26 protein-coding genes and 1 other RNA gene are annotated in these 25,136 nt (G+C 44.3%); 15 read left to right on the forward strand and 12 right to left on the reverse strand.

Annotation, left to right across the window (positions count from 1 at the left end; genetic code table 11):
- Nucleotides 1-84: 84 nt before the first annotated feature.
- Both pepP and CWI32_RS00500 read right to left on the reverse strand, forming a co-directional pair.
- Nucleotides 85-1,419 carry a Xaa-Pro aminopeptidase gene (gene pepP / locus CWI32_RS00495; protein WP_100534391.1) on the reverse strand — a complete coding sequence of 445 codons (1,335 nt, stop codon included), beginning with the start codon at nt 1,417-1,419 and terminating at the stop codon, nt 85-87.
- Between the two features lie 128 nt (nt 1,420-1,547).
- Nucleotides 1,548-2,180 carry a UPF0149 family protein gene (locus tag CWI32_RS00500; RefSeq protein ID WP_005096352.1) on the reverse strand — a complete coding sequence of 211 codons (633 nt, stop codon included), beginning with the start codon at nt 2,178-2,180 and terminating at the stop codon, nt 1,548-1,550.
- A 64-nt stretch (nt 2,181-2,244) separates the two neighbouring features.
- On the opposite strand from CWI32_RS00500, the gene CWI32_RS00505 reads away from it, so the two are divergent.
- The 3 genes from CWI32_RS00505 to ssrS all read left to right on the forward strand — a co-directional run bounded on the left by CWI32_RS00505 (nt 2,245) and on the right by ssrS (nt 3,365).
- Nucleotides 2,245-2,802 carry a hypothetical protein gene (locus CWI32_RS00505; RefSeq protein WP_100328787.1) on the forward strand — a complete coding sequence of 186 codons (558 nt, stop codon included), beginning with the start codon at nt 2,245-2,247 and terminating at the stop codon, nt 2,800-2,802.
- Nucleotides 2,799-3,086: a cell division protein ZapA gene (locus CWI32_RS00510; RefSeq protein WP_004279505.1), complete on the forward strand. Its 288-nt coding sequence runs from the start codon at nt 2,799-2,801 to the stop codon at nt 3,084-3,086. Before CWI32_RS00505 ends, CWI32_RS00510 begins: the two co-directional genes overlap by 4 nt.
- A gap of 97 nt (nt 3,087-3,183) precedes the next feature.
- Nucleotides 3,184-3,365, forward strand: a non-coding RNA gene (gene ssrS, locus CWI32_RS00515) — 6S RNA.
- Nucleotides 3,366-3,552: 187 nt separating this feature from the next.
- Here ssrS and CWI32_RS00520 read toward each other — a convergent pair.
- The 3 genes from CWI32_RS00520 to CWI32_RS00530 all read right to left on the reverse strand — a co-directional run bounded on the left by CWI32_RS00520 (nt 3,553) and on the right by CWI32_RS00530 (nt 6,283).
- The gene (locus CWI32_RS00520) at nt 3,553-3,714 is read right to left on the reverse strand and encodes a YqaE/Pmp3 family membrane protein (protein ID WP_005096350.1); all 162 of its coding nucleotides are present in this window, start codon (nt 3,712-3,714) and stop codon (nt 3,553-3,555) included.
- Between the two features lie 309 nt (nt 3,715-4,023).
- Complete coding sequence (locus CWI32_RS00525; RefSeq protein ID WP_252146090.1) at nt 4,024-5,301, reverse strand: PQQ-dependent sugar dehydrogenase; 1,278 nt, start codon at nt 5,299-5,301, stop codon at nt 4,024-4,026.
- A 499-nt stretch (nt 5,302-5,800) separates the two neighbouring features.
- A complete protein-coding gene (locus CWI32_RS00530) occupies nt 5,801-6,283 on the reverse strand; it encodes a VOC family protein (RefSeq protein WP_171063357.1) in 483 nt (160 codons plus the stop codon).
- A gap of 419 nt (nt 6,284-6,702) precedes the next feature.
- Between CWI32_RS00530 and CWI32_RS00535 the strand changes: the two genes are divergently transcribed.
- On the forward strand, nt 6,703-7,284 hold the full coding sequence (locus CWI32_RS00535; protein ID WP_100534393.1) for a 5-formyltetrahydrofolate cyclo-ligase: 582 nt from the start codon (nt 6,703-6,705) through the stop codon (nt 7,282-7,284).
- Nucleotides 7,285-7,430: 146 nt separating this feature from the next.
- Nucleotides 7,431-9,857 carry an endopeptidase La gene (gene lon, locus CWI32_RS00540; RefSeq protein ID WP_100328791.1) on the forward strand — a complete coding sequence of 809 codons (2,427 nt, stop codon included), beginning with the start codon at nt 7,431-7,433 and terminating at the stop codon, nt 9,855-9,857.
- Nucleotides 9,858-9,917: 60 nt separating this feature from the next.
- On the opposite strand, the gene CWI32_RS00545 is transcribed toward lon, so the two are convergent.
- The gene (locus CWI32_RS00545) at nt 9,918-10,865 is read right to left on the reverse strand and encodes a M28 family peptidase (protein ID WP_100534394.1); all 948 of its coding nucleotides are present in this window, start codon (nt 10,863-10,865) and stop codon (nt 9,918-9,920) included.
- 151 nt (nt 10,866-11,016) lie between these two features.
- Between CWI32_RS00545 and rlmH the strand changes: the two genes are divergently transcribed.
- The 3 genes from rlmH to CWI32_RS00560 all read left to right on the forward strand — a co-directional run bounded on the left by rlmH (nt 11,017) and on the right by CWI32_RS00560 (nt 13,292).
- The gene (rlmH, locus tag CWI32_RS00550) at nt 11,017-11,499 is read left to right on the forward strand and encodes a 23S rRNA (pseudouridine(1915)-N(3))-methyltransferase RlmH (RefSeq protein WP_005096341.1); all 483 of its coding nucleotides are present in this window, start codon (nt 11,017-11,019) and stop codon (nt 11,497-11,499) included.
- Between the two features lie 110 nt (nt 11,500-11,609).
- Complete coding sequence (locus tag CWI32_RS00555) at nt 11,610-12,386, forward strand: DODA-type extradiol aromatic ring-opening family dioxygenase (protein WP_005096339.1); 777 nt, start codon at nt 11,610-11,612, stop codon at nt 12,384-12,386.
- Nucleotides 12,387-12,518: 132 nt separating this feature from the next.
- The gene (locus CWI32_RS00560; protein ID WP_167381252.1) at nt 12,519-13,292 is read left to right on the forward strand and encodes an META and DUF4377 domain-containing protein; all 774 of its coding nucleotides are present in this window, start codon (nt 12,519-12,521) and stop codon (nt 13,290-13,292) included.
- A gap of 65 nt (nt 13,293-13,357) precedes the next feature.
- Here the strand turns inward: CWI32_RS00560 and gdhA are convergent, their stop codons facing one another.
- Nucleotides 13,358-14,701: an NADP-specific glutamate dehydrogenase gene (gene gdhA, locus CWI32_RS00565; RefSeq protein ID WP_074383062.1), complete on the reverse strand. Its 1,344-nt coding sequence runs from the start codon at nt 14,699-14,701 to the stop codon at nt 13,358-13,360.
- A 347-nt stretch (nt 14,702-15,048) separates the two neighbouring features.
- Between gdhA and CWI32_RS00570 the strand changes: the two genes are divergently transcribed.
- Entirely contained in the window at nt 15,049-15,840 is a 792-nt protein-coding gene (locus tag CWI32_RS00570) for an RnfABCDGE type electron transport complex subunit B (protein ID WP_100534396.1), read from the forward strand.
- A 4-nt stretch (nt 15,841-15,844) separates the two neighbouring features.
- Nucleotides 15,845-16,558 carry an endonuclease III gene (gene nth, locus CWI32_RS00575; protein WP_100534397.1) on the forward strand — a complete coding sequence of 238 codons (714 nt, stop codon included), beginning with the start codon at nt 15,845-15,847 and terminating at the stop codon, nt 16,556-16,558.
- Between the two features lie 117 nt (nt 16,559-16,675).
- Here nth and CWI32_RS00580 read toward each other — a convergent pair whose 3' ends face one another.
- The 4 genes from CWI32_RS00580 to CWI32_RS00595 all read right to left on the reverse strand — a co-directional run bounded on the left by CWI32_RS00580 (nt 16,676) and on the right by CWI32_RS00595 (nt 19,613).
- On the reverse strand, nt 16,676-16,891 hold the full coding sequence (locus CWI32_RS00580; protein WP_100534398.1) for a hypothetical protein: 216 nt from the start codon (nt 16,889-16,891) through the stop codon (nt 16,676-16,678).
- A gap of 86 nt (nt 16,892-16,977) precedes the next feature.
- On the reverse strand, nt 16,978-17,637 hold the full coding sequence (adk, locus tag CWI32_RS00585; protein ID WP_005096329.1) for an adenylate kinase: 660 nt from the start codon (nt 17,635-17,637) through the stop codon (nt 16,978-16,980).
- A gap of 75 nt (nt 17,638-17,712) precedes the next feature.
- Nucleotides 17,713-19,029, reverse strand: coding sequence for a DUF445 domain-containing protein (locus CWI32_RS00590; protein ID WP_005096327.1), 1,317 nt, complete (start codon nt 19,027-19,029; stop codon nt 17,713-17,715).
- A gap of 65 nt (nt 19,030-19,094) precedes the next feature.
- Entirely contained in the window at nt 19,095-19,613 is a 519-nt protein-coding gene (locus CWI32_RS00595; protein ID WP_100534399.1) for a hypothetical protein, read from the reverse strand.
- Nucleotides 19,614-19,851: 238 nt separating this feature from the next.
- On the opposite strand from CWI32_RS00595, the gene mrdA reads away from it, so the two are divergent.
- Nucleotides 19,852-21,903 carry a penicillin-binding protein 2 gene (gene mrdA, locus CWI32_RS00600; RefSeq protein ID WP_005171906.1) on the forward strand — a complete coding sequence of 684 codons (2,052 nt, stop codon included), beginning with the start codon at nt 19,852-19,854 and terminating at the stop codon, nt 21,901-21,903.
- 1 nt (nt 21,904) lies between these two features.
- The gene (gene rsmD / locus CWI32_RS00605; protein ID WP_005096323.1) at nt 21,905-22,462 is read left to right on the forward strand and encodes a 16S rRNA (guanine(966)-N(2))-methyltransferase RsmD; all 558 of its coding nucleotides are present in this window, start codon (nt 21,905-21,907) and stop codon (nt 22,460-22,462) included.
- A 92-nt stretch (nt 22,463-22,554) separates the two neighbouring features.
- Here the strand turns inward: rsmD and CWI32_RS00610 are convergent, their stop codons facing one another.
- Nucleotides 22,555-22,773, reverse strand: coding sequence for a hypothetical protein (locus CWI32_RS00610; protein WP_005171910.1), 219 nt, complete (start codon nt 22,771-22,773; stop codon nt 22,555-22,557).
- Nucleotides 22,774-23,018: 245 nt separating this feature from the next.
- Here CWI32_RS00610 and CWI32_RS00615 point away from each other — a divergent pair, with 245 nt between their 5' ends.
- From CWI32_RS00615 to CWI32_RS00625, 3 genes are all read left to right on the forward strand, one after another.
- Nucleotides 23,019-23,753, forward strand: a complete 735-nt coding sequence (locus CWI32_RS00615) for a sulfite exporter TauE/SafE family protein (protein WP_005171912.1) — start codon at nt 23,019-23,021, stop codon at nt 23,751-23,753.
- Between the two features lie 99 nt (nt 23,754-23,852).
- Entirely contained in the window at nt 23,853-24,614 is a 762-nt protein-coding gene (locus tag CWI32_RS00620) for a 3-oxoacyl-ACP reductase (protein ID WP_100534400.1), read from the forward strand.
- A 134-nt stretch (nt 24,615-24,748) separates the two neighbouring features.
- The gene (locus tag CWI32_RS00625) at nt 24,749-25,069 is read left to right on the forward strand and encodes a hypothetical protein (RefSeq protein ID WP_005096317.1); all 321 of its coding nucleotides are present in this window, start codon (nt 24,749-24,751) and stop codon (nt 25,067-25,069) included.
- Nucleotides 25,070-25,136: the final 67 nt, after the last annotated feature.

Here is a 25,136-nt window from a genome sequence, read left to right on the forward strand (position 1 = left end):
ATCTCTCAAAAGATCTGGCTTCAAATCTATTAAAGCAGTCATAAAAAAAGCCGATCTAAGGATCGGCTTTTCATGCTTCTAAAATTAAGCAGCCTGTGCTTTCGCCATTAATGCTTCAATGTCTTCTACCGTTTTCACGACTTTCGCGGTTAATACCAGCGGGCCATTTGCAGTGGCCACGACATCATCTTCAATCCGGATGCCAATGCCACGCCATTTTGCATCCACAGTTTCATCATCAGGTGCAATATATAAACCCGGCTCAACGGTGACCACCATACCTTCTTCATACGGACGCCATTCACCATCGACCTTATACGCGCCAACATCATGCACATCCATACCAAGCCAGTGACCCGTGCCATGCATGTAGAACTGGCGGAAAGCTTCTTTTTCTATAATGTCGTCGATATCACCTTGCATCAAGCCAAGATCAAGCAGACCTTGCACCAGGATGCGCACAGCAACATTGTGCGGTTCTTTATAGGAGTTGCCAATTTGCACAGCATTGATCGCAGCGATTTGAGCATCCAGTACCACATTATACAAGGCTTTCTGTTCCGGACTGAATTTACCATTCACTGGAAAGGTACGGGTAATATCTGAAGCATAAAGCTGATATTCAGCCGCGGCATCAATCAGTACCAAATCACCATCTTTCAGTGCCTTATCATTTTCTACGTAGTGCAGGATGCAGGCATTTTCACCGCCACCGACAATACTGTTATAGGCCGGAACACCGCCATTCTTGCCGAAAATATAATTCAGCTCGGCTTCGAGTGCATATTCCATCATGCCCGGACGTACTGCTCGCATCGCTTGAGTATGTGCATCTGCCGAAATATCTGAAGCAATTTGCATCAGTTCAATTTCATTGTCATCTTTATGCAGACGCATTTCGTCAATAATACGATCCAGTTGAATCACTTGAGCAGGTGCAGACGTACCACGCCGGCTTTCACCACTTGCAGTCGCAATCCATTTCGCTACACGTGCATCAAAATCCGCGTTGTGGCCAATGCGATAAAATAACTGGTCTTTATTTTGTAATTTTTCCAGAATTCCTTCATCTAGCAGATCAATCGCATAAGCTTCATCTGCATCATAATCCTGCATCGCCCCATCAATCCCTGCACGATAGCCATTCCAGATTTCCATTTCCCGGTTACGTTCCCGGCAGAATAAACTATAGCTATAGCCTTCTTCTTCAGTGTCAAAGGTTTCAATCACAGCCACAGCTTCAGGTTCTGAAAATCCAGTTAAATAGAAGAAACTACTGTCCGCACGGTATTTATAATCTGCATCACGGTTACGCATCGCCACCGGACTGGTCGCGATAATCGCAATACTGCGTAAACCAATTTCCCCTGCGAGAATACTGCGACGTTCCTGAAAATCAGCTTGTGTTAATTTCTTCATTACACCTTACTTCTTGTCAATTCATGCTTTTATTGAAATATTCTCTTGAAAACAGAACATATATTCTAATGAAACAGCAAAATATATGCCTGATTTCAAGCAGTGTGATGACATAGCTAACTATTTAGTTAGCTTGGACGTTTAGGCGAGAAAATTTCGACCACGCTTTGCGCCTCTGTAGCAGAAACCTGAGGCTGCACTTTTTGTGTCAATTGCTGCAAGAGTGGCGTTTCCTCAACCTCTACTTTTTTACGTCCCAAAGACAGGCTCACTGGAATCAGGCGCACAAATTCATACAATTCCTGATAGCTTTCTTCACCTTCGGCATCATCGTCTGAGTCTTCAAATTCAACCGCTGCAACATCTTGTAAATGTTCAATCAGTTCTACTTCGTCCTGACGAATATGACCAGAAGCCAGACCAAAACCTAACACCACGCCTGCGCACCAGTCCGCCAATGCCTGCACACGTTCTGAGAGCACATGCTCATCATCTGGAAGCAAAGGTAAATAATCCAGTTCATCTTCAGACAATGCATGGAAAACATCTTCAGCTTCGCCAGTCAACAGTTCTAATGCTTCGGCATCCAGTTCAGGCACATCCAGTGTTTCTAAAATCTGTAACCATTCTTCACTGCTCGGTGCCTGGGTGACACAAACAATCCCGGTCAGCAAACCATGCAGTTCACTCGGGCTAGAAATTTCCTCAATTGAAGAAAAATTGCGGTGCCATTCGGTCCAACCTGAAATATCGTCTTGCATTCGTTTATCCAATCTCTATACTGCTTATATATTACCTCTGTTTGCAACACTGTGCGACCTCGATATGTTAGAAGAATTACAGCGTCTACAAGTGCAGATTGGCGTGTTAAAAACGCGACTCGCACGGCTTGAAAGTGAGAATTCCAGTTTGCGCGAAGAGCAAGACTCTTCCATGGTGCAACATCAACAGCAAATTGAACAAAAGAACAGCGTGATTGCGCAAAAACAACAAGAAAATGAACACCTGACCGAACAGCTGACAGATTCTCGTGCCCAGTTTCAACTGCTCAATAATGATGCAACTGCACTGGCAGACCGTTATGGCCGTCTGGAAAAAAGCTGTACCGATCTGAAAAACCGTTTTCAGGAAATTCTGGCTGAACGAAATGAACTGCGGGTTTTGAAGGAAAAGATGCTGATCGAGCAGCGTCATGCCCAACAGGAAATTCAGCGCCTCAATCAGGAATCTGAGCGTTTAACCCAGAAAAATGAAAATGCCAAAGCCAAAGTTGAGGCGATTATTCAACGTCTGGCAATTCTCGGTACTGCGCAGGATCATCATGCACAAGAAATCCAACAACTGGCCCATCCGACTGAAGTGACTGAGGAAGCCTCATCATGAGTGAACAAATTGCAATTGATCTCAGAGTATTGGGGCATAGTTTCCGTCTGGCCTCTACTCCTGACAAGCAGGAAGAATTAGAGCGCGCGGCACAGTTATTGAATGATAAATACGATGAATTTCGTCGTAAAGCACCACGCATGGAACCCAGCAAGCTGATTATCATGGTGGCACTTGAGCTGATGCAGGAAGTCTTGAACATGAACAGATCACTGCAACAATATGCGCATTGCGAGCGTTTGTTACAAACCATTTTAGAAGAAGTTGAGGAACTAACAGAATAATCTCATATTCTGTTTAAACTTCGGCCATTTGGCTGAACTGTTTACAGTTCATGAACAGCATAGAGTTGCCACACCGACATTATCGTTTATAATTAACTTATCTCTGAGGTGTTCGCCAGCGGGTCTATATCCCTGCCGATACTTATATCTCCGGATGCGTTCTGCATATTTAGAGTGTATGCCTGCCTTCGTGCAGGAAACCCAGCAAGTATGCGTCGCGTCCACCTTGAACTCATCGGGTTCAGGGTAACGACATGCAGCGGCATCTTCGGAGTACTTAATTTTTTGCTTAAAATATACTTGTAATTCTCTTAAAATCCTTTCTAAACTTTCTCTCAGTTTTATATTTCAGTATTTATCTCGGTCATTTTTCAAAGTTCATTTTATTCATGCCATTATCTGGTAGGCCTATAAAATGCTTAACAAGAAAATCGCTTTAACTTTCTTTTAAATACACATTGAATTTTCAAGTTATTTGATCTCGATCTAAAATAAACATGGCCCAGATTGCGGCAGGAATCCAGCCTAAAATTGAAATCTGCAGCATGAGACATATTGTTGCTTCAACCGGTTTGTGAATGGTCATAAATAATGACCAGGGGAAAATAAAGGCAATCATCAACTTCATTTTAAATACCCTCTTGTGTTCGTGTTTGCAATTTTAATATCCAGTTTTTACTGGACTCTGTGTTCGCTCTTTTTAGTGTTATCAAAAAAAATATGCATGCTGTATCATTCTAAAAAACATCTCAAAAGCCTAATTAAGTTAGCTTAAATGCAGCTTAAAAATTATTTTAAATCAGCTTAGCGAACTTATATTTTCAATTATCGTCTTGACGTTTTTATGAAAAAGACCTTGCTTTCACTCGCGCTGCCCAGCAGCTTTTCACTCGACTGAAACCCCTCATCTTTGGGCTGTTTAGGTGAAAACTGATTGCTACTTGGCAGCCGTATTCAAGGGTGATACCCGCCAAATCACGTCACCGACATCATCAGCCACTAAAATAGCGCCTGCAGAATCTACGGTTACACCAACAGGGCGCCCAAATGCTTTGCCCTGCTCGCTTAAAAATCCGGTTAAGACATCTTGAGGCTGACCGAAAGGCTGGCCATTTTGAAAGGGAACAAAAATCACTTTATAGCCACTATGCGGTTTGCGGTTCCATGAGCCATGCTGGCCAATCAGTGCACCATTTCGATAATGAGGCATTAGATCTGCTGTATAAAAACTTAAGCTCAATGATGCTGTATGATTACCCAAAGCATAGTCTGGTGGAATTGCCCGTGCCACCCGTGCAGGGTTTTGCGGCTTGACCCGTGTATCTACATGTTGGCCATAATAACTATAGGGCCAGCCATAAAAAGCACCGTCTTTAACCGAGGTGAGATAATCTGGAACCAGATCATTGCCGAGCTCATCACGCTCATTGACTACCGTCCAGAGTTTGCCACTCTGTGGTTGCCAGTCTATACCATTCGGATTACGAAGTCCGGTTGCAAAAGGTCGTGCTTGAGTATTGGCCAGGTCAAATTCCATGATCAGTGCCCGACCTTCTTCTTGATCCAAGCCATTTTCAGCTACGTTACTGTTGGAACCTACCGTAATATAGAGTTTGCTGCCCGTAGGATTGGCAATGACATTTTTGGTCCAGTGATGGTTTAAACGACCCGCCGGTAAATCCAGTACTTTGGTGCCGGTTGCAGTAATTTGAGTAGCACCTGCTTGATAAGGAAAGCGCATCAGGGCATCAGTATTGGCCACATACAACATATTGCCGACCAGTACCATGCCAAATGGAGAGTTGAGATTCTGTAAAAATACAGTTTTTTGTTCAGCGACTCCATCACCATTATTGTCACGAAGCAGACTAATGCGGTTAGCACTCGGATGCGATGAGCCGGCTCGCTGCATTACCCATTTCATGATTTTGCCTTTAATTCCTTTGCTATCATCAGGCTTAGGTGGTGCATCGGTTTCGGCCACCAGCACATCACCATTTGGCAATACATAGATCCAGCGCGGATGCTGCAACCCTTTGGCAAATGCCTGAACTTTTAAACCTGTAGCGGGAGTGGGCATTTTGCCCTCAGGCCAACCTTTGGCAGGTGCAATATTGACTGTAGGCAGCAAGCTGGATTTTGGTTTGGGTAACTGTGGCTGGGAACCATAACTGTCAGCAATTGGCGACTTGGATGGCATAGTACAAGCCGTCATCGCCAGCAGAAGTGCCAAGCCTGCACCAGGCAAAAAAAAGTGAACCGGCTGAATAGGCATTTTTATCTCTTGTTATTTTTTATCGTCATCGACTTACTTTAAAAAACAATTAGAGATGCCACTAGTGGCTTGATGTTTTTTCTGGTTATGAATTGGTTATCAGTTTTGAAGTAGATTTGTTTTTTTGTCGTAGCAGCATGATGCACAAGAGCTAAAAGAATTCTGATCAGTCATTCGATTCAGGGATTGTTGTAGTTCATCCAAGCACAGCTCCGTTTTAAGGTTTCATATACTGTTCAAAATAAAAGCCCATCTTTTGATGAGCTTCTACGTGCAAATCAGACCTGAATGATCCTAAACCTAGAGAATCTATGAATAAGAGAGTCGGATATTCGTCTGAAATACTTCAAAAAACAATTAAGGGAAGTCCTCCAAACAGCTGGGTAAGATTGTGCTACACAGCCAGATCCACTGGAATGAAAGATAAGATCCGTGGCTCTCAACCACGAAATGCCGCTTCAATCGCGGAGATGTCAATTTTCTTCATGGTCATCATTGCATCAAAGGCGCGTTTGGCGGCGGCACGGTCAGAACTGGTCACTGCCTGAATAAGCACAATTGGCGTAATCTGCCAGGAAATGCCCCACTTGTCTTTACACCAGCCACACTCGCTTTCCTGACCGCCATTGCCAACAATTGCATTCCAGTATCGGTCGGTTTCTTCCTGATCTTCAGTTGCCACCTGAAATGAGAATGCTTCGTTATGCTGGAATGCCGGGCCACCATTTAGTCCAATGCAGCTAATACCCAGCACCCTAAAGTCAACGGTGATGACATCGCCTTCTTTTCCAGAAGGATAGTCTCCGGGTGCAAGGTTGATCGCGCCAATTGAGGAGTCAGGAAATGTCTCGGCATAAAATCGTGCAGCAGCTTCAGCGTCATTATCATACCAGAGGCAGATGGTGTTCTTCGCAATATTCATCATGTTCAATCTCCATTGATTTAGGTCTTACGCGCTCTGCCTAGGCACAATGTGTTAGATCTATTGGGTTAATCAGAGATCTGATCCCTTATCTATAATTCACTCAAAAACACAAAAAATCGATTTTAGATTTGTACCTTTATTAATCAAAATCTGTTTCATGATCATCAAAATGATGACTTAAAAACGCATGCTTCACAGAAAATAAAAAAATTATGACATTTTAAGCAGCCAATAATTCAATGCCTTTAATTGACCAATTTTAATCAAGTTTTTAGAGATGAGATTCATTATGAAATTTGCTGAACTTAACCAAGTTGCTACCTCGTCATATGAGAATCAAGATCACAATTGTTTTTTACTTTTCCCGAATTCCCACTTAGACTAGAGCACACTTTTGTCAGATCTGCTTTTGCCCTATGACCATTCAAGAATTAAGAAGATACCTGCGTAAAACACGTCGTCATCTTTCTAAATTTGAGCAAAGGCAAGCTGCACAAAAAGTTTTAAATCGCCTTATACGTAGCCCGCAATTTATTCATGCCAAGCACATCGGCATTTATCTGCATGCTTTTGGTGAGATTCATACCCACACCATTATTGAACGCTGCTTTAAACTGGGCAAACAGGTCTATCTGCCTGCGATTTGCGACATGAATCAACAGCTGGTCTGGATCCGAATCAGCCAGCATCAATATCGCAACAAGCGCTTTGCCTATCATCGGCTGGGAATGCGGGAGCCCATGACGACACGTGGTACTCATGTTTCTAAGCTGGATTTATTGATCATGCCGCTGCTGGCCTGTGATCATTCAGGGACACGCATTGGGATGGGTGGCGGTTTTTATGATCGAACCCTGGCTTCTGCGCCCGGGCTTCCATTCCGTCTGGGACTGGCGCATGACTTTCAACTGCTTAGCCAGTCCTTAAAACGGGAAAAATGGGACCAACCCTTGGATGCTCTTATTACCCCGACAATTTTTTTAGCTTTCAAACGCTAATTTCTCAATTTCCCTGTTGTGAACTACTTTAAAATCACATAATTAGTCATTTTTCATACAATTTAATCTTAACGCCCCTTGTATTTTTTAAATTACCCATCACTATTAAAACATGGCAACACCGTTGTCACTCATTAGGAGTGCTCATGTCTGAAATTATTATGAATCAAGAAACCTTAGAGCCTCAGGTTCCAAGTGTACTACCCCTTTTGGCGCTGCGTGATGTGGTGGTTTATCCGCATATGCAAATTGCGCTGTTTGTCGGTCGTGAAAAATCGATCAATGCAGTTGATGTGGCTCGCAACAGTGACAATCTAGTATTTGTAGTTGCGCAAAAAGATTCGCTTACAGAAGAAATTGATCACGACAATTTATATCAATACGGTACTGTCGCGAAGATTGTGCAAGTTGTGAATCACGAAAATGATGAAAACTGTATCAAAGTCCTGATTGAAGGTCTGCACCGTGCCAAACTGAAAACCATCATTGACGAAAATGAGTATCTGACAGCAGAACATGAACTCAGCCCAATGACCGTTACGGTGGATGAAGACACTCAAGCCGTGCGCTTGCAAGAATTACGTGCGCTTTTTGCTCAATATGCAGAAGCGAAACTTCGTAATGCGCGTGAACTGATTACCGCAGCCAACAAAATTGAAGACCTGTTACAGTTATTATTCTTCGTGGCGACCCGTGTTCCATTGAATATTGATGTCAAACAAAAATTCCTGGAACATGATGAATTCGAAGCGCATTTAACTGAGCTGATGACTTATCTATTGCAACAATCTGAAGAACAGCAGATTGAGCAAACCCTGCATGACTCTGTTAAACGTCAGATGGAAAAGAACCAGCGCGAATACTTCCTGAATGAAAAAATGAAAGTCATTCAGCGCGAGCTTTCCGACATGAACGGCGGCGCGGAAGATGATGTCGCTGAAATTGAAAAACGTCTTGCTGAAGCAGATCTGCCTGAGCATGTACGCAAGAAAGCTGAAAACGAATTCCGTAAACTCAAAGCGATGCAGCCTGCCTCAAGTGAAGCAGCAGTTGTTCGCAACTATCTGGAAGTGATTCTGGATACACCGTGGAATAAAGCCAGCAAAGTCAGCATTAACCTGAACAAAGCACAGGAAATTCTGGATGCAGACCACTATGGTCTGGACGATGTCAAAGATCGCATTGTGGAATATCTTGCGGTTCAGTCGCGTGTGAAAAAATTGCGTGGCCCGATTCTGTGTTTAGTCGGCCCTCCGGGTGTTGGTAAAACCTCACTGGGTGAGTCGATTGCCAAAGCAACTGGTCGTGAATTTGTACGTATGGCGCTGGGTGGTGTACGTGACGAAGCCGAGATTCGTGGTCATCGTCGTACCTATATCGGTGCGATGCCAGGTAAAATCGTGCAGTCATTGACTAAAGTTGGGGTGAAAAACCCGTTGTTCTTGCTCGATGAAATCGACAAGATGGCGCAAGATTACCGTGGTGATCCGGCGTCTGCGATGCTCGAAGTCCTCGATCCATCACAGAACAACAAGTTCAGTGATCACTACCTGGATCTGGATCTGGATCTGTCTGAAGTAATGTTTATCTGTACCGCAAACAGCATGAACATTCCTGAAGCCTTGCTGGATCGTATGGAAGTGATTCGTCTTCCGGGTTATACCGAAGAAGAAAAAGTCAATATTGCAGATCGTTATCTGGTACCAAAAGCCATTAAAAATAATGGCCTGCGTGCTAAAGAGTTAACTGTGCATGAAGAAGCGATTCGTGACATCGTGCGCCGTTATACCCGTGAAGCCGGTGTACGTAGCCTTGAGCGTGAAGTATCCAAAATTGCACGTAAAGTGGTCAAAGAAGCGGTGAGCAAAAAAGCCAAAAACCTTCAGATTGAAGTGACAGCAGGCAATCTTCCAGATTACTTGGGCGCACATAAATTTGACTATGGTATGGCGGAAGAAGAAGCACAAATCGGCCGTGTCAATGGTCTGGCTTGGACTTCGGTGGGTGGCGAATTGCTGACCATTGAGGTTGCAGCCGTTCCAGGTAAAGGCAAGTTCATTACCACCGGTTCTCTTGGCGATGTCATGAAAGAATCAATTACCGCTGCCATGACTGTGGTGCGTACCCGTGCAGATGAGCTTGGCATCGAAGCGTCCCGCTTTGAAGAAACCGATGTGCACGTGCATTTACCGGAAGGTGCGACACCGAAAGATGGTCCATCCGCAGGTTTGGCATTGACCACTGCATTGGTATCTGCATTTACCGGGATTCCGATTCGTCCGGATATCGCGATGACAGGTGAAACCAGTCTGGGTGGTCGTGCATTACGTATTGGCGGTTTGAAAGAGAAACTTCTTGCAGCCCATCGTGGTGGCATCAAGCTGGTCTTCATTCCACAGGAAAACGTACGTGATTTGGCGGAAATTCCTGAAAATGTAAAAGATGGTTTAGAGATTAAAGCCGTGAAATCGATTGATGAGATTTTACCGCTGGCCCTCATCTCTTTGCCAAAAGCCTTGGTGAAAGCACCGATTGTAAAAACCAAAGAAGAAGCGAAAGCAGCCCGTCATTAAGATAAGCTGATTTGCCAAAACCCTGCTCCGGCAGGGTTTTTTATTGTGTAAAGAAATTGATTAAGGTTGCAAGGCCATCGCTACCAGCCCATCAATCACATAGGTCATCTTCCTCAGATCCAGTTTATCCAAGGTGTCCAGCTCAGTATTATAATAAGGGTTACGATAATGCGCCGTATCGGTAATTAACATGGTCGAATAATTGAATTTAGCATAATTCAGATAACCAGAAAAATTCATGTCCTGAGCAAAAGTTGGGCTGATAAAACGTTGACATTCCAGACGGTTAAGACTTTGCATGGCAGTACAATAATCTCCGGTCATGCCAGTCGAGGCCAAATGACCAATGGCAGCAATAAAGTTCCCATGATCTGGATAAATCCATTTCAACCCCACCGGATAAGTCTGCACCAGATTTTCATCAAAATAGCCAATTGAATCCAGAATCACCACACCTTTCAGCTTCTGCTTTTTTTTCTTGAGCGACTTGGCATGAATATAGCTGCCCATATGTTCTGTCTTGAAAAAAGGCGGCTCTTCCAAGGTATAAAAAGCAAATTCGATCTCATGTTTGAGCTTGGATTTTTGCAAGGCCAATAATCTTGCGGTTTCCAGTAAACCTGCCACTCCCGAGGCATTATTGTCAGCACCATATCGATCACTAAAGACATCATAATGCGTGCCCATGACCATTTTGGTTTTGGCCTGAGCATTTAAATGGCAAATGACATTTCGATAGCTTAGGCTATTAACTACATAGACCTGAAACTGACAGGGAATGCCAAAACGCTGCATCTGTCCTTTAATCCATGCAGACACTCGGTTCAGTTCTTTAACATTCTTGTAATTTCGAAATTCATCGACACTCATGATCTGGCTGAAAAACAATTCCAGATGAGAAATTTGAGCGCGTGTGTTGGTATTGGCGGTACTGAGACTTGAGCCGATTAGACCGGTGACCAACAGCAGCAAAGTACAACATCCTTTTATGATGACCTTAGTCCGCATTTATTATTATCCATTCCTTTATCAAGCGGAGACTTGAACTCAGGACATTAAAGCAGCACTAAATCCTTCATTTCAATTTCAATTTGTTTCCTGACTCAACTTCGTGTTGTTTGATCGTTATAATGAAGTATCCAATTATTGATCTGTCTGTATGAAAATCCGTATCCTGACCATTGGTCAAAAAATGCCAGCATGGGTGCTGACTGGTTTTGAAGATTATTTCAAACGTATTCAGCCCTTTGTACAGACCCAGATTATTGAACTGCCCATGGCCAAGCGCGGCAAAAACGATTCTGAAGCGGATATCCTGAAATATCGAAATATTGAGGGTGACAGCATTTTAAATGCACTCAAGCAGAACGAAATCCTGATTGCGCTAGAAGTGGGTGGACGTGAGTTCAGTACCGAAAAACTGGCTGAAACCATGAAAGGCTGGATGCTGGAAGGCAATGATGTGGTACTGGCGATTGGCGGGCCAGATGGTCATTCGGAAGCAGTACGTAAAGCTGCTGCATGGCATTGGTCCCTGTCTAAGCTCACACTTCCCCATCCCATGGTTCGGGTGATGCTGATTGAACAACTGTACCGTGCAATGACCATTAACCATAACCATCCCTACCATCGTGCAGGTTAATGACGTTGCTGAAGCGTTCTGTTTATGCAACGTTTTGTTGAATAATTCCTCCTGCTTTTTTCGCTATTTTTAATGCATTATTGAGACATCTTCTAGATGTGGTTTGACTTATGAACTTACAAACGTTGCCCGGCTTATTTATTTCTCATGGCTCTCCTATGCTGGCGCTGAATCCTGAGCAAGTGGGTCCTGCCTTGCATCGTTTAAGCGAAAACCTGCCACGCCCGGAAGCGATTATTATCATGTCAGCGCACTGGGAAAGTGAGGCACTGGAAGTCAGTAGCGGTATTCGACCAGAGACCTGGCATGATTTCCGTGGTTTTCCGCCAGAGCTGTATCAATTACGCTATCCTGCACCAGGAAATCCTGAACTGGCCGAGCAGATCTTGGGTTTGCTGGCCAATGCCGGTTTTGCTGCACATGCCAATAGTACTCGTCCACGTGATCATGGCGTATGGATGCCGCTGCTGCATATGTATCCGGATGCGGATATTCCAGTGGTTGAAATTTCCTTGCCCATGTCGATGAGTGCCGATGAAATCTATAAAATTGGTCAAAGTCTGGCACCGCTACGTGAGCAGCAAATCCTGCTGATTGGTTCAGGCAGTATCACGCATAACCTACGTGAACTGTCTTGGGATGGAACGGCGGCTGATGTACCGGTATGGGCATCAGATTTCCGCAATTTTGTCGTCCATAAACTGGCCCATAGCGATTATGATGCGATACTGGACTGGTCCAATATTCCACACATGGCGCGTAATCATCCAACACTGGAGCATTTTGCCCCGATCTTCTTTGCGATGGGGACCGGAAGCCGCTTTAGTCTGGTGCATAGCAGTTTTAGCATGGGTTCTCTCGGCATGGATGTCTACCGCTTCGATTAATCTTGATTGAAAACTCAAAATTTTAACTTTTAAATTTGGATACATTTTGCAACCAAAATCTGCGATATGTATCCATATCTTTTAGAAATGCATCCGTTATCATTTCAATTCTTTGTTCTTTATTATAAATCCATGAAATTAAAATTTATTGTACTGGCATTATTACCTTTAACTTTTGCAGCCTGTCAGTCGGGTGATATCCAGCAGGCTGGAGATCGTACAGTGGCTACCCTACAACAAAAAAGTGCAAATCAGCTTCTTTCTGCCTACCACTGGCAACTAGATCGCGGGCTGGAACGGCCAATCGTGCTCAGTTTCGATGCTCAAGGCCGCCTGAGTGCCGTGACGGGCTGTAATGGACTCAGTACAAACTGGTCAGTGAAAGATAATATTATCAGCACCAGCGAAGTCATAGGAACCGAAATGGCCTGCGATACCGCACTGATGCAACAGGAACGCTTTGTCAGCCAGCTTTTACAAAAACGTGCAATTCCTTTTGCGCTCAATACCACGAACCTTGACCAGCCGACCCTAACGCTTTCCGCTGCCGATGGTCAAAAATATGAATTTACCGGGAAAATGACTCCGGAAACCAGATATCAGGGGCAAGCTGAAACAATTTTTCTGGAAATTTCCCCAGATACAAAATCATGTACCGGTGTGGCTCAGCAAAGCTGCTTGCAAGTTAAACAGGTTAAATATGATCAAAACGGTCTGAAGACCCAGGTCGATAAGGACTGGACATTATTCTATGACCAGATTGAAGGTTTTCATCATTCACCGAATGAACGCCAGATTATTCGGCTAAAACGTTTTGAAATTAAGAACCCTGCGGCAGATCAATCTAAATATGCTTATATTTATGACATGGCAGTCGAGCGCGAAGCCGTGAAAGGTTCATTATAAAATATCTATCCATAAAAAAACCGAGGCTATGGCCTCGGTTTTTTTAAAGCGACACTCAATCAGACTTAGAATACGCCTTGAGCAAGCATTGCATCAGCCACTTTTACGAAGCCTGCAATGTTGGCACCGTCTACATAGTTCACAGTACCGTCTTCTTTGGTACCGAATTTTACGCAGTTACGGTGAATTTCTTTCATGATCGCATGTAAACGCTCATCAACTTCCTCAAAGGTCCAGCCTAAACGCAATGCATTTTGCGACATTTCCAGACCAGAAGTGGCAACACCACCTGCATTTGATGCTTTACCTGGCGCATAAAGCGTTTTCGCTTCAATGAATTTCTCTACAGCAGCCAAGGTTGAAGGCATGTTTGCACCTTCAGCGACACAGATCACGCCATTTGCGAGAAGCTTTTCAGCATCCTCCGCATCCAGTTCGTTTTGAGTCGCGCATGGCAGTGCGATATCACATGGAATACCCCAAGGACGTTGTCCTTCCAGATATTCAAAACCATGTTTAGAGGCAAATTCTGAAATACGACCCCGTTTTACGTTTTTAAGTTCCATCACTTCAGCAAGCAATGCTTCAGTGAAACCGTCTTTGACGTGAACCGTACCCGCAGAGTCAGAAAGTGAAACCACTTTCGCGCCCAGATACAACGCTTTGTCAGCAGCATATTGCGCAACGTTACCAGAACCTGAAATTGCGACAACTTTGTCTTTGAAGCTTTCGCCACGAGACTTGAGCATTTCCTCAGCGAAATACACAGTACCGTAACCCGTTGCTTCCGGACGCGCCAATGAACCACCGAAGGTTAAACCTTTACCGGTGAATACACATGCAGTGTCGTTACTTAATTTTTTCATCATGCCGGCCATATAGCCCACTTCACGACCGCCCACACCAATATCACCTGCAGGGATATCTGTGTTCGCACCCAGGTGACGATATAGCTCGATCATTAAAGCTTGGCAGAAACGCATGATTTCGCCTTCTGATTTGCCTTTAGGGTCAAAATCAGAACCGCCTTTACCACCACCCATAGGAAGTGTGGTTAAAGCATTTTTAAATGTTTGCTCAAAGCCTAAGAATTTTAGGATTGAAAGATTCACTGAAGGGTGGAAACGCATACCACCTTTAAATGGACCGATCGCTGAGTTGTATTGTACGCGGAACGCACGGTTTACCTGAGTTTGACCTTGGTCATCTACCCAAGAAACTCGGAACTGGATCGCACGTTCTGGCTCAACTAGACGTTCTAGCAAACCATGTGCTGCGTATTGTGGATTCTTTTGAATGAATGGCCACAAACTGGTCATCACTTCTTCGACAGCTTGAAGAAATTCTGGTTGGTGTGCATCACGTGATTTTACGTAATCTAGGAACTCATTAAGTGTGTTGTATTTCAACGCTTAATCCTCAGCAGAAAATGGATCAAAATTGGTCAAATTTACAATCAATGTTAAATTTTGGCGCAAAATATTAAATATCTTTTGTAACTAATCTACAATACTTTTTTTGAAAATACTTTAAAATTAATTTGATAACAAATATTTATATTGATTATGAATATTTTTTCTATGTTAGGAAATGCCAATTGAATCAAGGCTTAGATTCAGATTTATGCTTAATAATAAAGCATAACTTGACCTTTAATTGCGCACGACTTAGGAGTTTAAAAATATGTTAAAATGCATAACTCGACATATTTTGTTTCACTTACTGCAAAGCTCAGCATGAGCAGCTCTGGTTATTCATGAATTCGCCAACTTCTCTGGTCCAATCGATTGATGCTTTACTCCCTCAAACCCAATGTGGACTCTGTGGTCATCGTGACGGATGTTTACCTTATGCCCAGTCGATTGCTGAGGGTGAAAATGCCAATAAATGTGTACCAGGCGGACAGCCTGTTGCCGATGCTTTGGCTGCATTATTAAATCGTCCTGAACTTGTGGCAGAAGAAAGTGTCTGGCCCATTCAAGCCGACGGTCGCCCGCAGCGCATCAAAGCCGTAATTCGTGAAGATGAATGTATTGGCTGTACCAAATGTATTAGCGCCTGCCCGGTCGATGCGATTATTGGCGCCGGCAAACTGATGCATACCATTCTGACCGATTTGTGTACTGGTTGCGAACTGTGCATTCCACCGTGTCCGGTTGACTGTATCGATCTGGTCGAAGACCCACAGCCTTTGCCGACTGAAGCACAGCGTATTGCTGAACAGGACGATTTACGTCAGCGCTATTATGCGCATATCCAGCGTGAAGAAAAACGCCGTACTGACCGTAAGGGCCCAGTCGTCCGTGCAGAAATCAATACTGCCCTGTTTGCCCAGTTCTCTGCTTTAAATGAGCAGCTTCCTGTGATTGAAGTTGTGAATAAGCCGGCGAATACTCCGATTACGCTAGATTCTAAAACCACGATTGAACTGGCAAAACTACGCACCCAAATTAAAAAGCTGGAAAAACAGCTTTCGGTTCGTGAAGATGCCAGCAAACGCCTGCAACTGACAGAATTAGCTGAAAAATTACAGACCTTACAGGGATAAGTACATGACCACTGCGAGCACAAAACCTGTAAAAAACATGACCAAAAAACAGATTCAGACCTTTTTTGAACGCCTGCGTGAACAGCGCCCCAATCCGAAAACCGAACTGAATTATGCCAATCCCTTTGAATTACTGGTGGCAGTAACGCTCTCTGCCCAAGCCACCGATGTCAGCGTGAATAAGGCCACGGACAAACTGTTTCCAGTCGCCAATACACCGGAAGCGATTTATGCGCTCGGTGTGGATGGTTTAAAGGAATATATCAAGACCATTGGTTTATATAACTCAAAAGCAGTCAACGTAATTAAAGCCTGTGAGATGCTGATTCAGAAGCACAACAGCGTGGTACCGGATAATCGTGCGGATCTGGAAGCCTTGCCGGGTGTGGGACGGAAAACGGCCAATGTGGTGCTGAATACTGCCTTTGGTCAACCGACCATGGCGGTGGATACACATATTTTCCGGGTTGGTAACCGTACCGGGCTGGCTACAGGTAAAAATGTGCTTGAAGTTGAGCATCGACTGGTCAAAGTGATTCCGAAAGAATTTATCATTGATTCTCATCACTGGCTGATTTTACATGGCCGTTATTGCTGTATGGCCCGTAAACCGAAATGTCATGAATGTGTGGTCGCCGATGTGTGTAACTGGCCTGATCGTTTTGAATTTGGTGCAGCACGCGCAATTGCAGTGAAGAATATCGCTATTTCTGAATAGAATTGCAGAACTAAACTAAGACCGAAAAAAAGGTGATCAATACCTCACCTTTTCTACAATTTTCAGCATACCGCTTTTATTTAAAACTGGACTCAGCTTCCACTGAAGCATGCCGAATTATTTATTCTGATCGTGTTCAGCCTGTTCCTGTTCTTTTTTGCGCTGTTCAAGCTCCGCCTGCAATTTCGGGTGCAACTGGCGTTGTGGATGCTTGGCTGCATTTTCTGCACGTTCTTCCTGACGTACTTTATTCAGTATTTTAAAACTCATATAGAACAGACCCACCAACACTGCCAGAAATATAATCATTAACACCAACACGCCAAATTTCATAGCCACAGCACCTGTTCAAATACGCAATAAAAAAGAGCCCTAATATGACTTAGGGCTCTTCGATTGTCAAAATCATCGTTAGCCGATTATTTTGCTTGATCCAGAATCGCGAAAAGCTCAGTCTGAACCTGATCGATTGGACGCAGACCGTTTAACTTGTTGTAAGTCGGTGCATTTTCACCTGATGCTGCACGGCCCTGATAGAAGCCCACCAGTTGCTCAGTTTCAGTATGGTAAGAACCTAAACGCTTACGAATTGTCGCTTCCAGATCATCTGGACGCTGAACCAGATCTTCACCCGTTTCGTCATCTTTACCTTCCACTTTTGGCGGGTTGTAAACGATGTGATACACACGGCCAGATGCCGGGTGCTGACGACGGCCAGAAAGACGTTGTACGATCTCTTCATCTGGAACATCGATTTCAATCACGTGATCGATGTTGATACCTTCGTTTTCTAAAGCTTCTGCTTGAGGAATGGTACGCGGGAAACCATCAAAAATACAGCCATTTACACAATCAGGTTGCGCAATACGCTCTTTGACCAGACCAATGATCAACTCATCAGAAACCAAACCGCCATTGTCCATGACACTTTTAGCTTGTAGACCTAATTCAGTTCCTTCACGAATTGCAGCACGGAGCATATCACCGGTTGAAATTTGTGGGATATTGTAGCGCTTACAGATCAACTGAGCTTGTGTACCTTTACCTGCTCCAGGTGGTCCGAGTAAGATAATGCGCATATATAAACATCCTCATTTAAACAATATGTATGACGCCACGACCACAATCGCCCGATTGTGTCCCCCGGCATCTCATTATAAGAAAGCCACAAACAAATGGATTAAACCCGCGACAAAACCGGTTACCCCACCCAATAAAATCAGAATCCATTCATCTTCCTGAAATGCAGGACGTAAAAGATTCTGAAACTCCTTCGGAGTCAACTCGCGTATGCGGTCTCTAAACATTTGATAGATTTTCTGTGCACGGCTCGCATTAAATGCTGGGTCGCATACAGGCACCATCGTAATTTCAATCGAGCGATCGATCAAGTCCGTCTTGAGTTTTGCATACTCTTTTGGCCCTAAAGACAGCTGTAAAGAGGTCCGAACCAGGGGTGTTTCCATAATTTCATTAATATGACGTTTGACAATGCGGCGGGTTTTGTCTTTTTTCCCGCCATACATCATCTCGGTCATGATCGATTTTAACGTAATCAGATCTTCTGTGACTACACTTGCGAAAACATCAGAGACTTCATCCTGACGTTTCATAAATGCGCCTTGTATGTTATAGGTGCCAATACGCGGAATGACAGGTTTAATCCATGGAAACTTGCGACTTGTGGTACGGCTAAAGAATTGCGGGTACTTTACCGGGTGCGGATAGAGCGGGTTGAATACCATCCAGATTGCAATCCAGTTGGTCAAAAAGCCCCAGATGGCAGCCCAGAACGGGACAGTCCAGTGCCAAGGCACCACGAACCAGACAATCATCTGGAAAATACCAAAGAACATGCCGATGAGTGCACTGATATGCCAAATAAAATTGATTTCTTTTTGGCCCACTTTCAGAAACATGCGCACCATTAACCGACGGTCACCTTCCATCTGGCTGACCACCATTTCACGCATATCGACAAGTGACTCGACGTTCATGGTCAGCTCGGTCACCAATTCACGCAAAATTGCCGGCATTTGTTTTTGTGCCTGTGCATAAATTCTGCGTTTGATGGCAAAAGGCAGGTTTTCCCAAAGGACTGCATTACGATCCATCATCACTTCATCAATCAGATGTTCCAGTTCGAAACCGACCTGTTCACCAATGATCCGTGCCATATCATCTGGATCCATGGCCTCTAAAAATTCGCGGATGGAACCTAGTTTAGACAAAGTGTTATCGGTAATAATGCCTGAAATACGGCCAGCTTTGCGTGGCACGATCCCCTGCCAGCCGACAGGTACAGGACCGAGATGGACACCCCAAAAATTGATCGGATAAAACACCATTTTCAGTGCCATCCAGACGTGAGCCCACGTTACAAATGCGGTCACCGGAATAATGCTGAGCACGGCCCAAAAATCCGGGCGATTCACAAAGGTTTGCCACAATTCGTTGACGTACTCAAGCATGCATAAGTTCCATATTTAATTTTTTGTTCACAGAATACACATATTTATAAGGTCAAATATTTTGTCTATAAACCGATACTTAAAGTATAGGAAAATTGTAGTCGCGGTTCAGTTTCGGCCACCACACGACCATTTCGATCTTCAAATTTCTCTCCGGCACCAATGCCGACACTAAAACTGCTGATTCGCTCTGAACTCAACAAAACATAGGCCAAATCAATTCCAGCACCTAAGCGGGCCTTGTATTCATTGTCGACGCGTTTGCTTTCAATATGACCCGCATAGCCTCCGATATAATACCCATTTTTATCCTTGCCGGTCAGATGTGCAGGATAACGAAAGCCTACTTGTCCCCCTATCGTTCGATCATCATCCAGAAAAACCCCACCTTTCACATAAGCAATCCCATAAGGATTAACCCATTCAGTATTTAAATGTACCAGCTTCCGGGTAAAACCAGCCCCAACATTAAAGGCTTTTGCCTGAGTAGCTTCTACTTTATCTGCAGTATTATTGATTTGATCATGTGCATAGGCCCCGTTCGCCCACAATGCAAACGCCAACAAAGGGTAAACCTTGTTCATTCCTTCACCATCTTCCTTAATTATAGTTTTTGGTATAGTCCTATTTTTATTCGATTTTACTGTATCAGAATTATCACAACTCTTATATACAGCACTTTACAATTTTCATGTCTGCAAAGTCAAAGCTTAAAGGAACTGATCGTAATGGCAGTTTTTCATTATCAAATCAAGTCCAGTTGCGTTAGAATATTCCACTTTGATTCTTTCCTCCTTTCCTCAGGTCTCAAGTCGATCGCGTATGAAGCAGCACTTTCCTTTAAAAAATGCACAACAAGAAAAGCGCATCTATCGTAGTCGAGTATGGATTTCTGTTGGAATAGTCATCTTTTTTATGCTGCTGCTGGTTAGCCGCTATGCCTATTTACAACTCTTTAATTTCGAGACCTTCAGTACCGCTTCTGACCAAAACCGGATTCGTCTGCAACCTCTGCCTCCAGCGCGCGGTTATATTTATGACCGTAACGGCGTATTGCTGGCCGATAACTACCCGGTTTTTACCGCAACTTTAAGCCGCGCCGATGTGCAGGATATTGACCAGACTTTGGAACGTCTGAAGCCTATTCTGGAGCTGACTGAAGAAGATATTGAACGCTTCCAAAGCCGGATCAAAACAGCACGTAGAACCGAACGGGTTTCGATCAAGCTCAACCTGAATGAAAATGATATTGCCCGTTTTAGCGAGGTCAAATATCAGTTTCCGGGCGTGAATATTGAAACCCAGATGACCCGCTATTATCCGCATGGCGATCTGTTTGCCCATGTGATTGGTTATGTGGGCCGGATTAATGACAAAGAACTCAAAGCCATTGACAAGGATCTGTATGCCGGGACCAACCTGATCGGGAAAATTGGGGTAGAAAAATCCTATGAAGAACTTCTGCATGGGGTGCCAGGAAATGAATCGGTAGAAGCGGATGCTTTTGGTAATGTGCTACGGCATTTGGGCCGTAAGGATCCGGTGCGCGGTAATGATCTGTTCTTGTCACTGGATTATGGTTTGCAGGTGGTGGCTTCAGAGCAACTGGCTGGACGCCGTGGTGCGATTGTGGCGATGAATCCGAAAACTGGGGAAATTCTGGCGCTGGTTTCCAGCCCAAGTTTCAATCCAAATCTGTTTGTGACCGGTATCAGTCATAAAGATTATAGTGATCTGCGTGATAATCTGGATCAACCTTTATACAACCGCGCCGTGCAAGGGGTTTATCCTCCTGGTTCAACCATTAAACCGATGTTTGCATTGGGCGGCCTGCATTATGGTCTGGTGGACTGGGATACCACTATTTCTGATCCGGGCTATTTCAGTCTGCCGGGCGATAGTCACCGCTTCCGTGACCATAAAAAATCCGGGCATGGCGCAGTCAACATGCACAAAGCTCAGGTCGTTTCTTGTGATACTTATTTCTATGTCATGTCCTACCGCATGGGCATTGAGAAAATGAACACCTGGATGCGTCAGTTTGGTTTTGGTGAAAAAACCGGCGTGGATTTACCAAGTGAAAGCTCAGGACTGTACCCGAACCCGGAATGGAAGATGCGTACCCGTAACGCCAAATGGTTACGAGGTGAAACTATTTCGGTGAGTATCGGTCAGGGGGCTTTCACTTCAACGCCGTTACAACTGGCCATGGCAACGGCCATTACCGCCAACCATGGCAATAAAGTCATTCCGCATGTGTTACGTGAAAGTCGCGGTGCCAAAACGTTCAAGGTACATAATGGTACCCACGGCAAAATCGATTTTAATGGTCAGGAAGAAGACTGGATCAAGATGCGTGATGCCATGGTCGACGTGATTCAATCTGGTACAGGCCGAGGCATCAAAAGTGGCTTACAATATTCCATTGCAGGTAAAACTGGTACAGCTCAGGTGAAGAGTATTGCTCAAGGCAAGCGTTATAATGAATCCTTATTGACCGACCGTCAGCTGGATCATGGCCTGTTTGTCGGTTTTGCACCTGCTGAAAATCCTGAAATTGCGATTGCGGTCATTCTGGAAAATGGTCGTGGCGGTAGTGCAGCCACTGTGCTGGCTCGTCCGATTTTTGATTACTGGTTGCTGCATAAAGATAAGAAGCCGGTACGCCCGCAAGGTCATCAGCTCAGTGGTGGTCTGATGACAGCCGGAATCAAGCCTGCTGAATTGCCAAGTGGTGCAGGCATGTTGAGTCAAGATGCAGCAACTGTAGCTCCAGCCAATATTCAGCCACCAGATCCTGCCACCAATCCATCTGCAAATGCAGCTGCTCCAGCTGTAGCACCTCCTGCTCCCACACCGGTAGAACGAGACTAAAATGAAAAACCAACTTCGAATTATTGGGGGTGACTGGAAACGTCGTCAACTACCTTTTGCCAGTATTGAGGGTTTACGCCCGACGCCTGATCGAGTACGCGAAACCCTGTTTAACTGGCTTATGTGGGACGTACAAAATGCACAGGTTTTGGACATTTGTGCAGGATCTGGTGCCTTGGCTTTTGAAGCCTTATCGCGTGGTGCGGCCTCAGTCGTCATGATTGAACCAGATCGTACTCAGGCACAATTCCTGACCCAGAATCTTGAACTATTACAAGTCACCAAAGCACGCGCCCAATTGAAAATAGCAACGGCGCAGCAAGCGTTAACCAGCCTGCAAACACAATTTGATCTGGTTTTTCTCGATCCACCGTATAGCCTGAACTTATGGGAAGAGCTGGCATTACAGGCGGATCATCTGGTGAAAAATAATGCTTATATTTATGTGGAAGCAGACCGTGATCTACAGTTGCTTAAATTACCAGCGTCATGGCGACTCATTAAAAATACCAAAGCCGGCACAGTGCGTGCAGGGCTTTATCAAAAAAGTGTTTCTTAAATAAAGTTACAATTAAGACCCATTAAAAAAGGATTCCGCGGTGGAATCCTTTTTTGTCAATAATAGTCAAACTGAAAGATGCGAGAATCATTTTAGTCACGATCACGGCGCCAATCACGGTTGTCACCTCTGTCACGCTTCCAATCCCGATGATCTCTATGCTCCCGATTTTTCCAGTCACGATCCTTGTGGTCTCGATCATAATGTCCGTTGCGATCCCGGTGATCACGAGAACCATCATCCCATGGATCAACCACACAACCAGTTAATGACACTGCCAATACAGAAAGTAAAATCGCTTTTTTAATCATGTCCCTAATCTCTTTACTGCACCCTATCAGTATCAGGCGAGTTCATGGAGACTAAACGAACTCATTGTTGCTCTGTTGTAGTGATTTATGCATTTTTTATGCAGGAATAAAAAACTCATTCCTTATTTTCGTTTTAATATTTTACGCACATTTGAACTTTAGTTTGCATAAATACAGCTAACTAAAAGCTTGGCTTTTGCCCTGATCTTTAGAATACTGCTGCCTTTCCTTCTGACCTGACCTTTATGACCTGGCTGTTATTTATTCTTGGTGCAATGGTCGCTGGTTTCGTACAGGGGCTGACCGGTTTTGCCTTTGCCCTGATTGCCATGTCATTCTGGGTCTGGGTATTGGCTCCGCAACTGGCAGCGCCCTTGCTGGTATTTGCTTCCATCTGGAGTCATTTAATTTCACTGACGCAGGAACAGAAGCCCCCAATATTATCTAAACAGTGGCTACTGCCTTATTTAGTGGCTGGTCTGATTGGCGTACCGCTCGGCACTTACCTGCTGCACATCATCCAAGCTGATACATTTAAATTGGTTTTGGGCATTTTTCTGGTGCTCTGGTCTCCGCTGATGCTGCTCAATCCACAAATCAAAACCATTCAGCGCTCGGGAAAAATAGCCGACAGTAGTATCGGATTGATGGGTGGAATATTAGGTGGACTCGGTGGTTTCTGCGGAGCTGTCCCTTCAGCATGGGTGATGTTGAAACAACTCCCGAAAGCCCAGCAACGCTATATCTTGAGGCATTTTAATTTTGCAGTTCAGGTCTTCGCACTCGGTACCTATCTATGGCAAGGTATGATCGATCAAAGTCATTTACCCTATATGGCAGTGTTAATAGTTTTTGTCAGTATTCCGGCCATTTTAGGGGCAAAACTCTTCTATAAAATTTCTGAACTGCTGTTTAAACGTATTATTTTGAGTTTGCTGTTCAGCGCCGGCTGTTTTCTTATAGCGTCCCAATTCATTTAAGCCCAATCTCATGCAGAGTTGATTTACTTTGCCCCAAGCTTGAATCCGCTGACATAACTGCTATGTTAGAGCCAATATTTCGTAATATAGATCATCATTATGCAGATTCGTGATCAGATTGTTCTCGTTACCGGCGGAGCACGTGGCTTGGGTTTGGCGATTACTCAAGCCCTATTGGCAGAAGGTGCTCGCGTCGTCGTCAATTATCATAGCAGTCAGCAAACCGCCGAACAGCTTGCGCAGCAGTATCCCGAGCAGGTCTTTATTTATCAGGCCGATGTCACTCAGGCTGATCAGGTACGGACTTTATTTGCTGCTGCAAAAAAGCATTTCGGGGAAGCGATTCATGCGGTCGTCAATAATGCGCTGATTCAGTTTGAATTTAATGGGGATGATCGTCCTAAGGTTGAAGATTTAACTTGGGAGACCATGTCGCGTCAATTCAGTGGTGCAGTACAGGCCGCCCTCAATACCACGCAAGCCGCACTGGACGATATGAAGCATGCGGGTTTTGGCCGGATCGTCAATATCGGCACAAACTTGGTGCAAAATCCGGTGGTTCCCTATCATGACTATACCGCAGCAAAAGCGGCTTTACTGGCCTTTACCCGCACTACGGCGCAGGATTTGGGACAATATGGTATTAATGTCAATATGCTCTCTGGCGGCCTGTTACAAACCACAGATGCCAGTAAAGCCACACCAGACTTTGTTTTTGATCTGATTGCTCAATCAACTCCTTTACGCCGCGTGATAACACCGGAGGAGTTTTCTGCTGCAATCCTGATGTTTTTATCGCCTTATTCACGTGCAGTAACCGGACAAAACCTGATTGTGGATGGTGGCCTGGTTAAAGGTTAACTGACCAGAGAATAGACCGGGATTTTTAGATTCTATTGTTCTATTTTTTGACCATCTGGTAGATTAAAAAGGTTTTGTGACCGGATTTTACTTCTACAATACGGTGTTCCCATAAAACCTTTTGTCTATTTTCTATGAAATTTATCACGACATTGCTCAGTACCTTATTGCTGGCAGGTTGTATGTCTAGCGATCTGAAAAAATCGGAACAGCTGCTGCAAAATTTCCAGTGCTCCCAGATCGAGATGTCACAGATGTCGCATACCAGCATGACCGATTATTATCAGCATTCGCTCTATAGCACAAAATCCAAGGCCGAAGCGTATATCGAGCATTATCACCAAGGTGAAAAGTTATTTGATATTCCCTTATCGGAAGTTGTGCAACAGCAATATGAGCTGTATAAAAGTGCCTGTCAAAGCCTCGGTGGAATTTTACCCGCTTCTGAAAACTAAGTAGTATTTGTCTGATATTCTTAATTCTTAGGCAATAAAAAAAGCAGGTAAAATACCCTGCTTTTTT

This window comes from Acinetobacter pseudolwoffii (assembly GCF_002803605.1).
Taxonomy (GTDB): domain Bacteria; phylum Pseudomonadota; class Gammaproteobacteria; order Pseudomonadales; family Moraxellaceae; genus Acinetobacter; species Acinetobacter pseudolwoffii.

Coding starts and splice junctions, on each gene's coding strand:
- CWI32_RS00505 (WP_100328787.1), top strand. CDS start 2,245: ATGTTAGAAGAATTACAGCGTCTACAAGTGCAGATTGGCGTGTTAAAA.
- CWI32_RS00520 (WP_005096350.1), bottom strand. CDS start 3,714: ATGAAGTTGATGATTGCCTTTATTTTCCCCTGGTCATTATTTATGACC.
- CWI32_RS00625 (WP_005096317.1), top strand. CDS start 24,749: ATGAAATTTATCACGACATTGCTCAGTACCTTATTGCTGGCAGGTTGT.
- CWI32_RS00525 (WP_252146090.1), bottom strand. CDS start 5,301: ATGACGGCTTGTACTATGCCATCCAAGTCGCCAATTGCTGACAGTTAT.
- nth (WP_100534397.1), top strand. CDS start 15,845: ATGACCACTGCGAGCACAAAACCTGTAAAAAACATGACCAAAAAACAG.
- CWI32_RS00590 (WP_005096327.1), bottom strand. CDS start 19,029: ATGCTTGAGTACGTCAACGAATTGTGGCAAACCTTTGTGAATCGCCCG.
- CWI32_RS00510 (WP_004279505.1), top strand. CDS start 2,799: ATGAGTGAACAAATTGCAATTGATCTCAGAGTATTGGGGCATAGTTTC.
- rsmD (WP_005096323.1), top strand. CDS start 21,905: ATGAAAAACCAACTTCGAATTATTGGGGGTGACTGGAAACGTCGTCAA.
- pepP (WP_100534391.1), bottom strand. CDS start 1,419: ATGAAGAAATTAACACAAGCTGATTTTCAGGAACGTCGCAGTATTCTC.
- CWI32_RS00530 (WP_171063357.1), bottom strand. CDS start 6,283: ATGAATATTGCGAAGAACACCATCTGCCTCTGGTATGATAATGACGCT.
- CWI32_RS00535 (WP_100534393.1), top strand. CDS start 6,703: ATGACCATTCAAGAATTAAGAAGATACCTGCGTAAAACACGTCGTCAT.
- CWI32_RS00555 (WP_005096339.1), top strand. CDS start 11,610: ATGAACTTACAAACGTTGCCCGGCTTATTTATTTCTCATGGCTCTCCT.
- CWI32_RS00620 (WP_100534400.1), top strand. CDS start 23,853: ATGCAGATTCGTGATCAGATTGTTCTCGTTACCGGCGGAGCACGTGGC.
- CWI32_RS00595 (WP_100534399.1), bottom strand. CDS start 19,613: ATGAACAAGGTTTACCCTTTGTTGGCGTTTGCATTGTGGGCGAACGGG.
- lon (WP_100328791.1), top strand. CDS start 7,431: ATGTCTGAAATTATTATGAATCAAGAAACCTTAGAGCCTCAGGTTCCA.
- CWI32_RS00545 (WP_100534394.1), bottom strand. CDS start 10,865: ATGCGGACTAAGGTCATCATAAAAGGATGTTGTACTTTGCTGCTGTTG.
- rlmH (WP_005096341.1), top strand. CDS start 11,017: ATGAAAATCCGTATCCTGACCATTGGTCAAAAAATGCCAGCATGGGTG.
- CWI32_RS00570 (WP_100534396.1), top strand. CDS start 15,049: ATGAATTCGCCAACTTCTCTGGTCCAATCGATTGATGCTTTACTCCCT.
- CWI32_RS00615 (WP_005171912.1), top strand. CDS start 23,019: ATGACCTGGCTGTTATTTATTCTTGGTGCAATGGTCGCTGGTTTCGTA.
- adk (WP_005096329.1), bottom strand. CDS start 17,637: ATGCGCATTATCTTACTCGGACCACCTGGAGCAGGTAAAGGTACACAA.
- CWI32_RS00610 (WP_005171910.1), bottom strand. CDS start 22,773: ATGATTAAAAAAGCGATTTTACTTTCTGTATTGGCAGTGTCATTAACT.
- mrdA (WP_005171906.1), top strand. CDS start 19,852: ATGAAGCAGCACTTTCCTTTAAAAAATGCACAACAAGAAAAGCGCATC.
- CWI32_RS00560 (WP_167381252.1), top strand. CDS start 12,519: ATGAAATTAAAATTTATTGTACTGGCATTATTACCTTTAACTTTTGCA.
- CWI32_RS00500 (WP_005096352.1), bottom strand. CDS start 2,180: ATGCAAGACGATATTTCAGGTTGGACCGAATGGCACCGCAATTTTTCT.
- CWI32_RS00580 (WP_100534398.1), bottom strand. CDS start 16,891: ATGAAATTTGGCGTGTTGGTGTTAATGATTATATTTCTGGCAGTGTTG.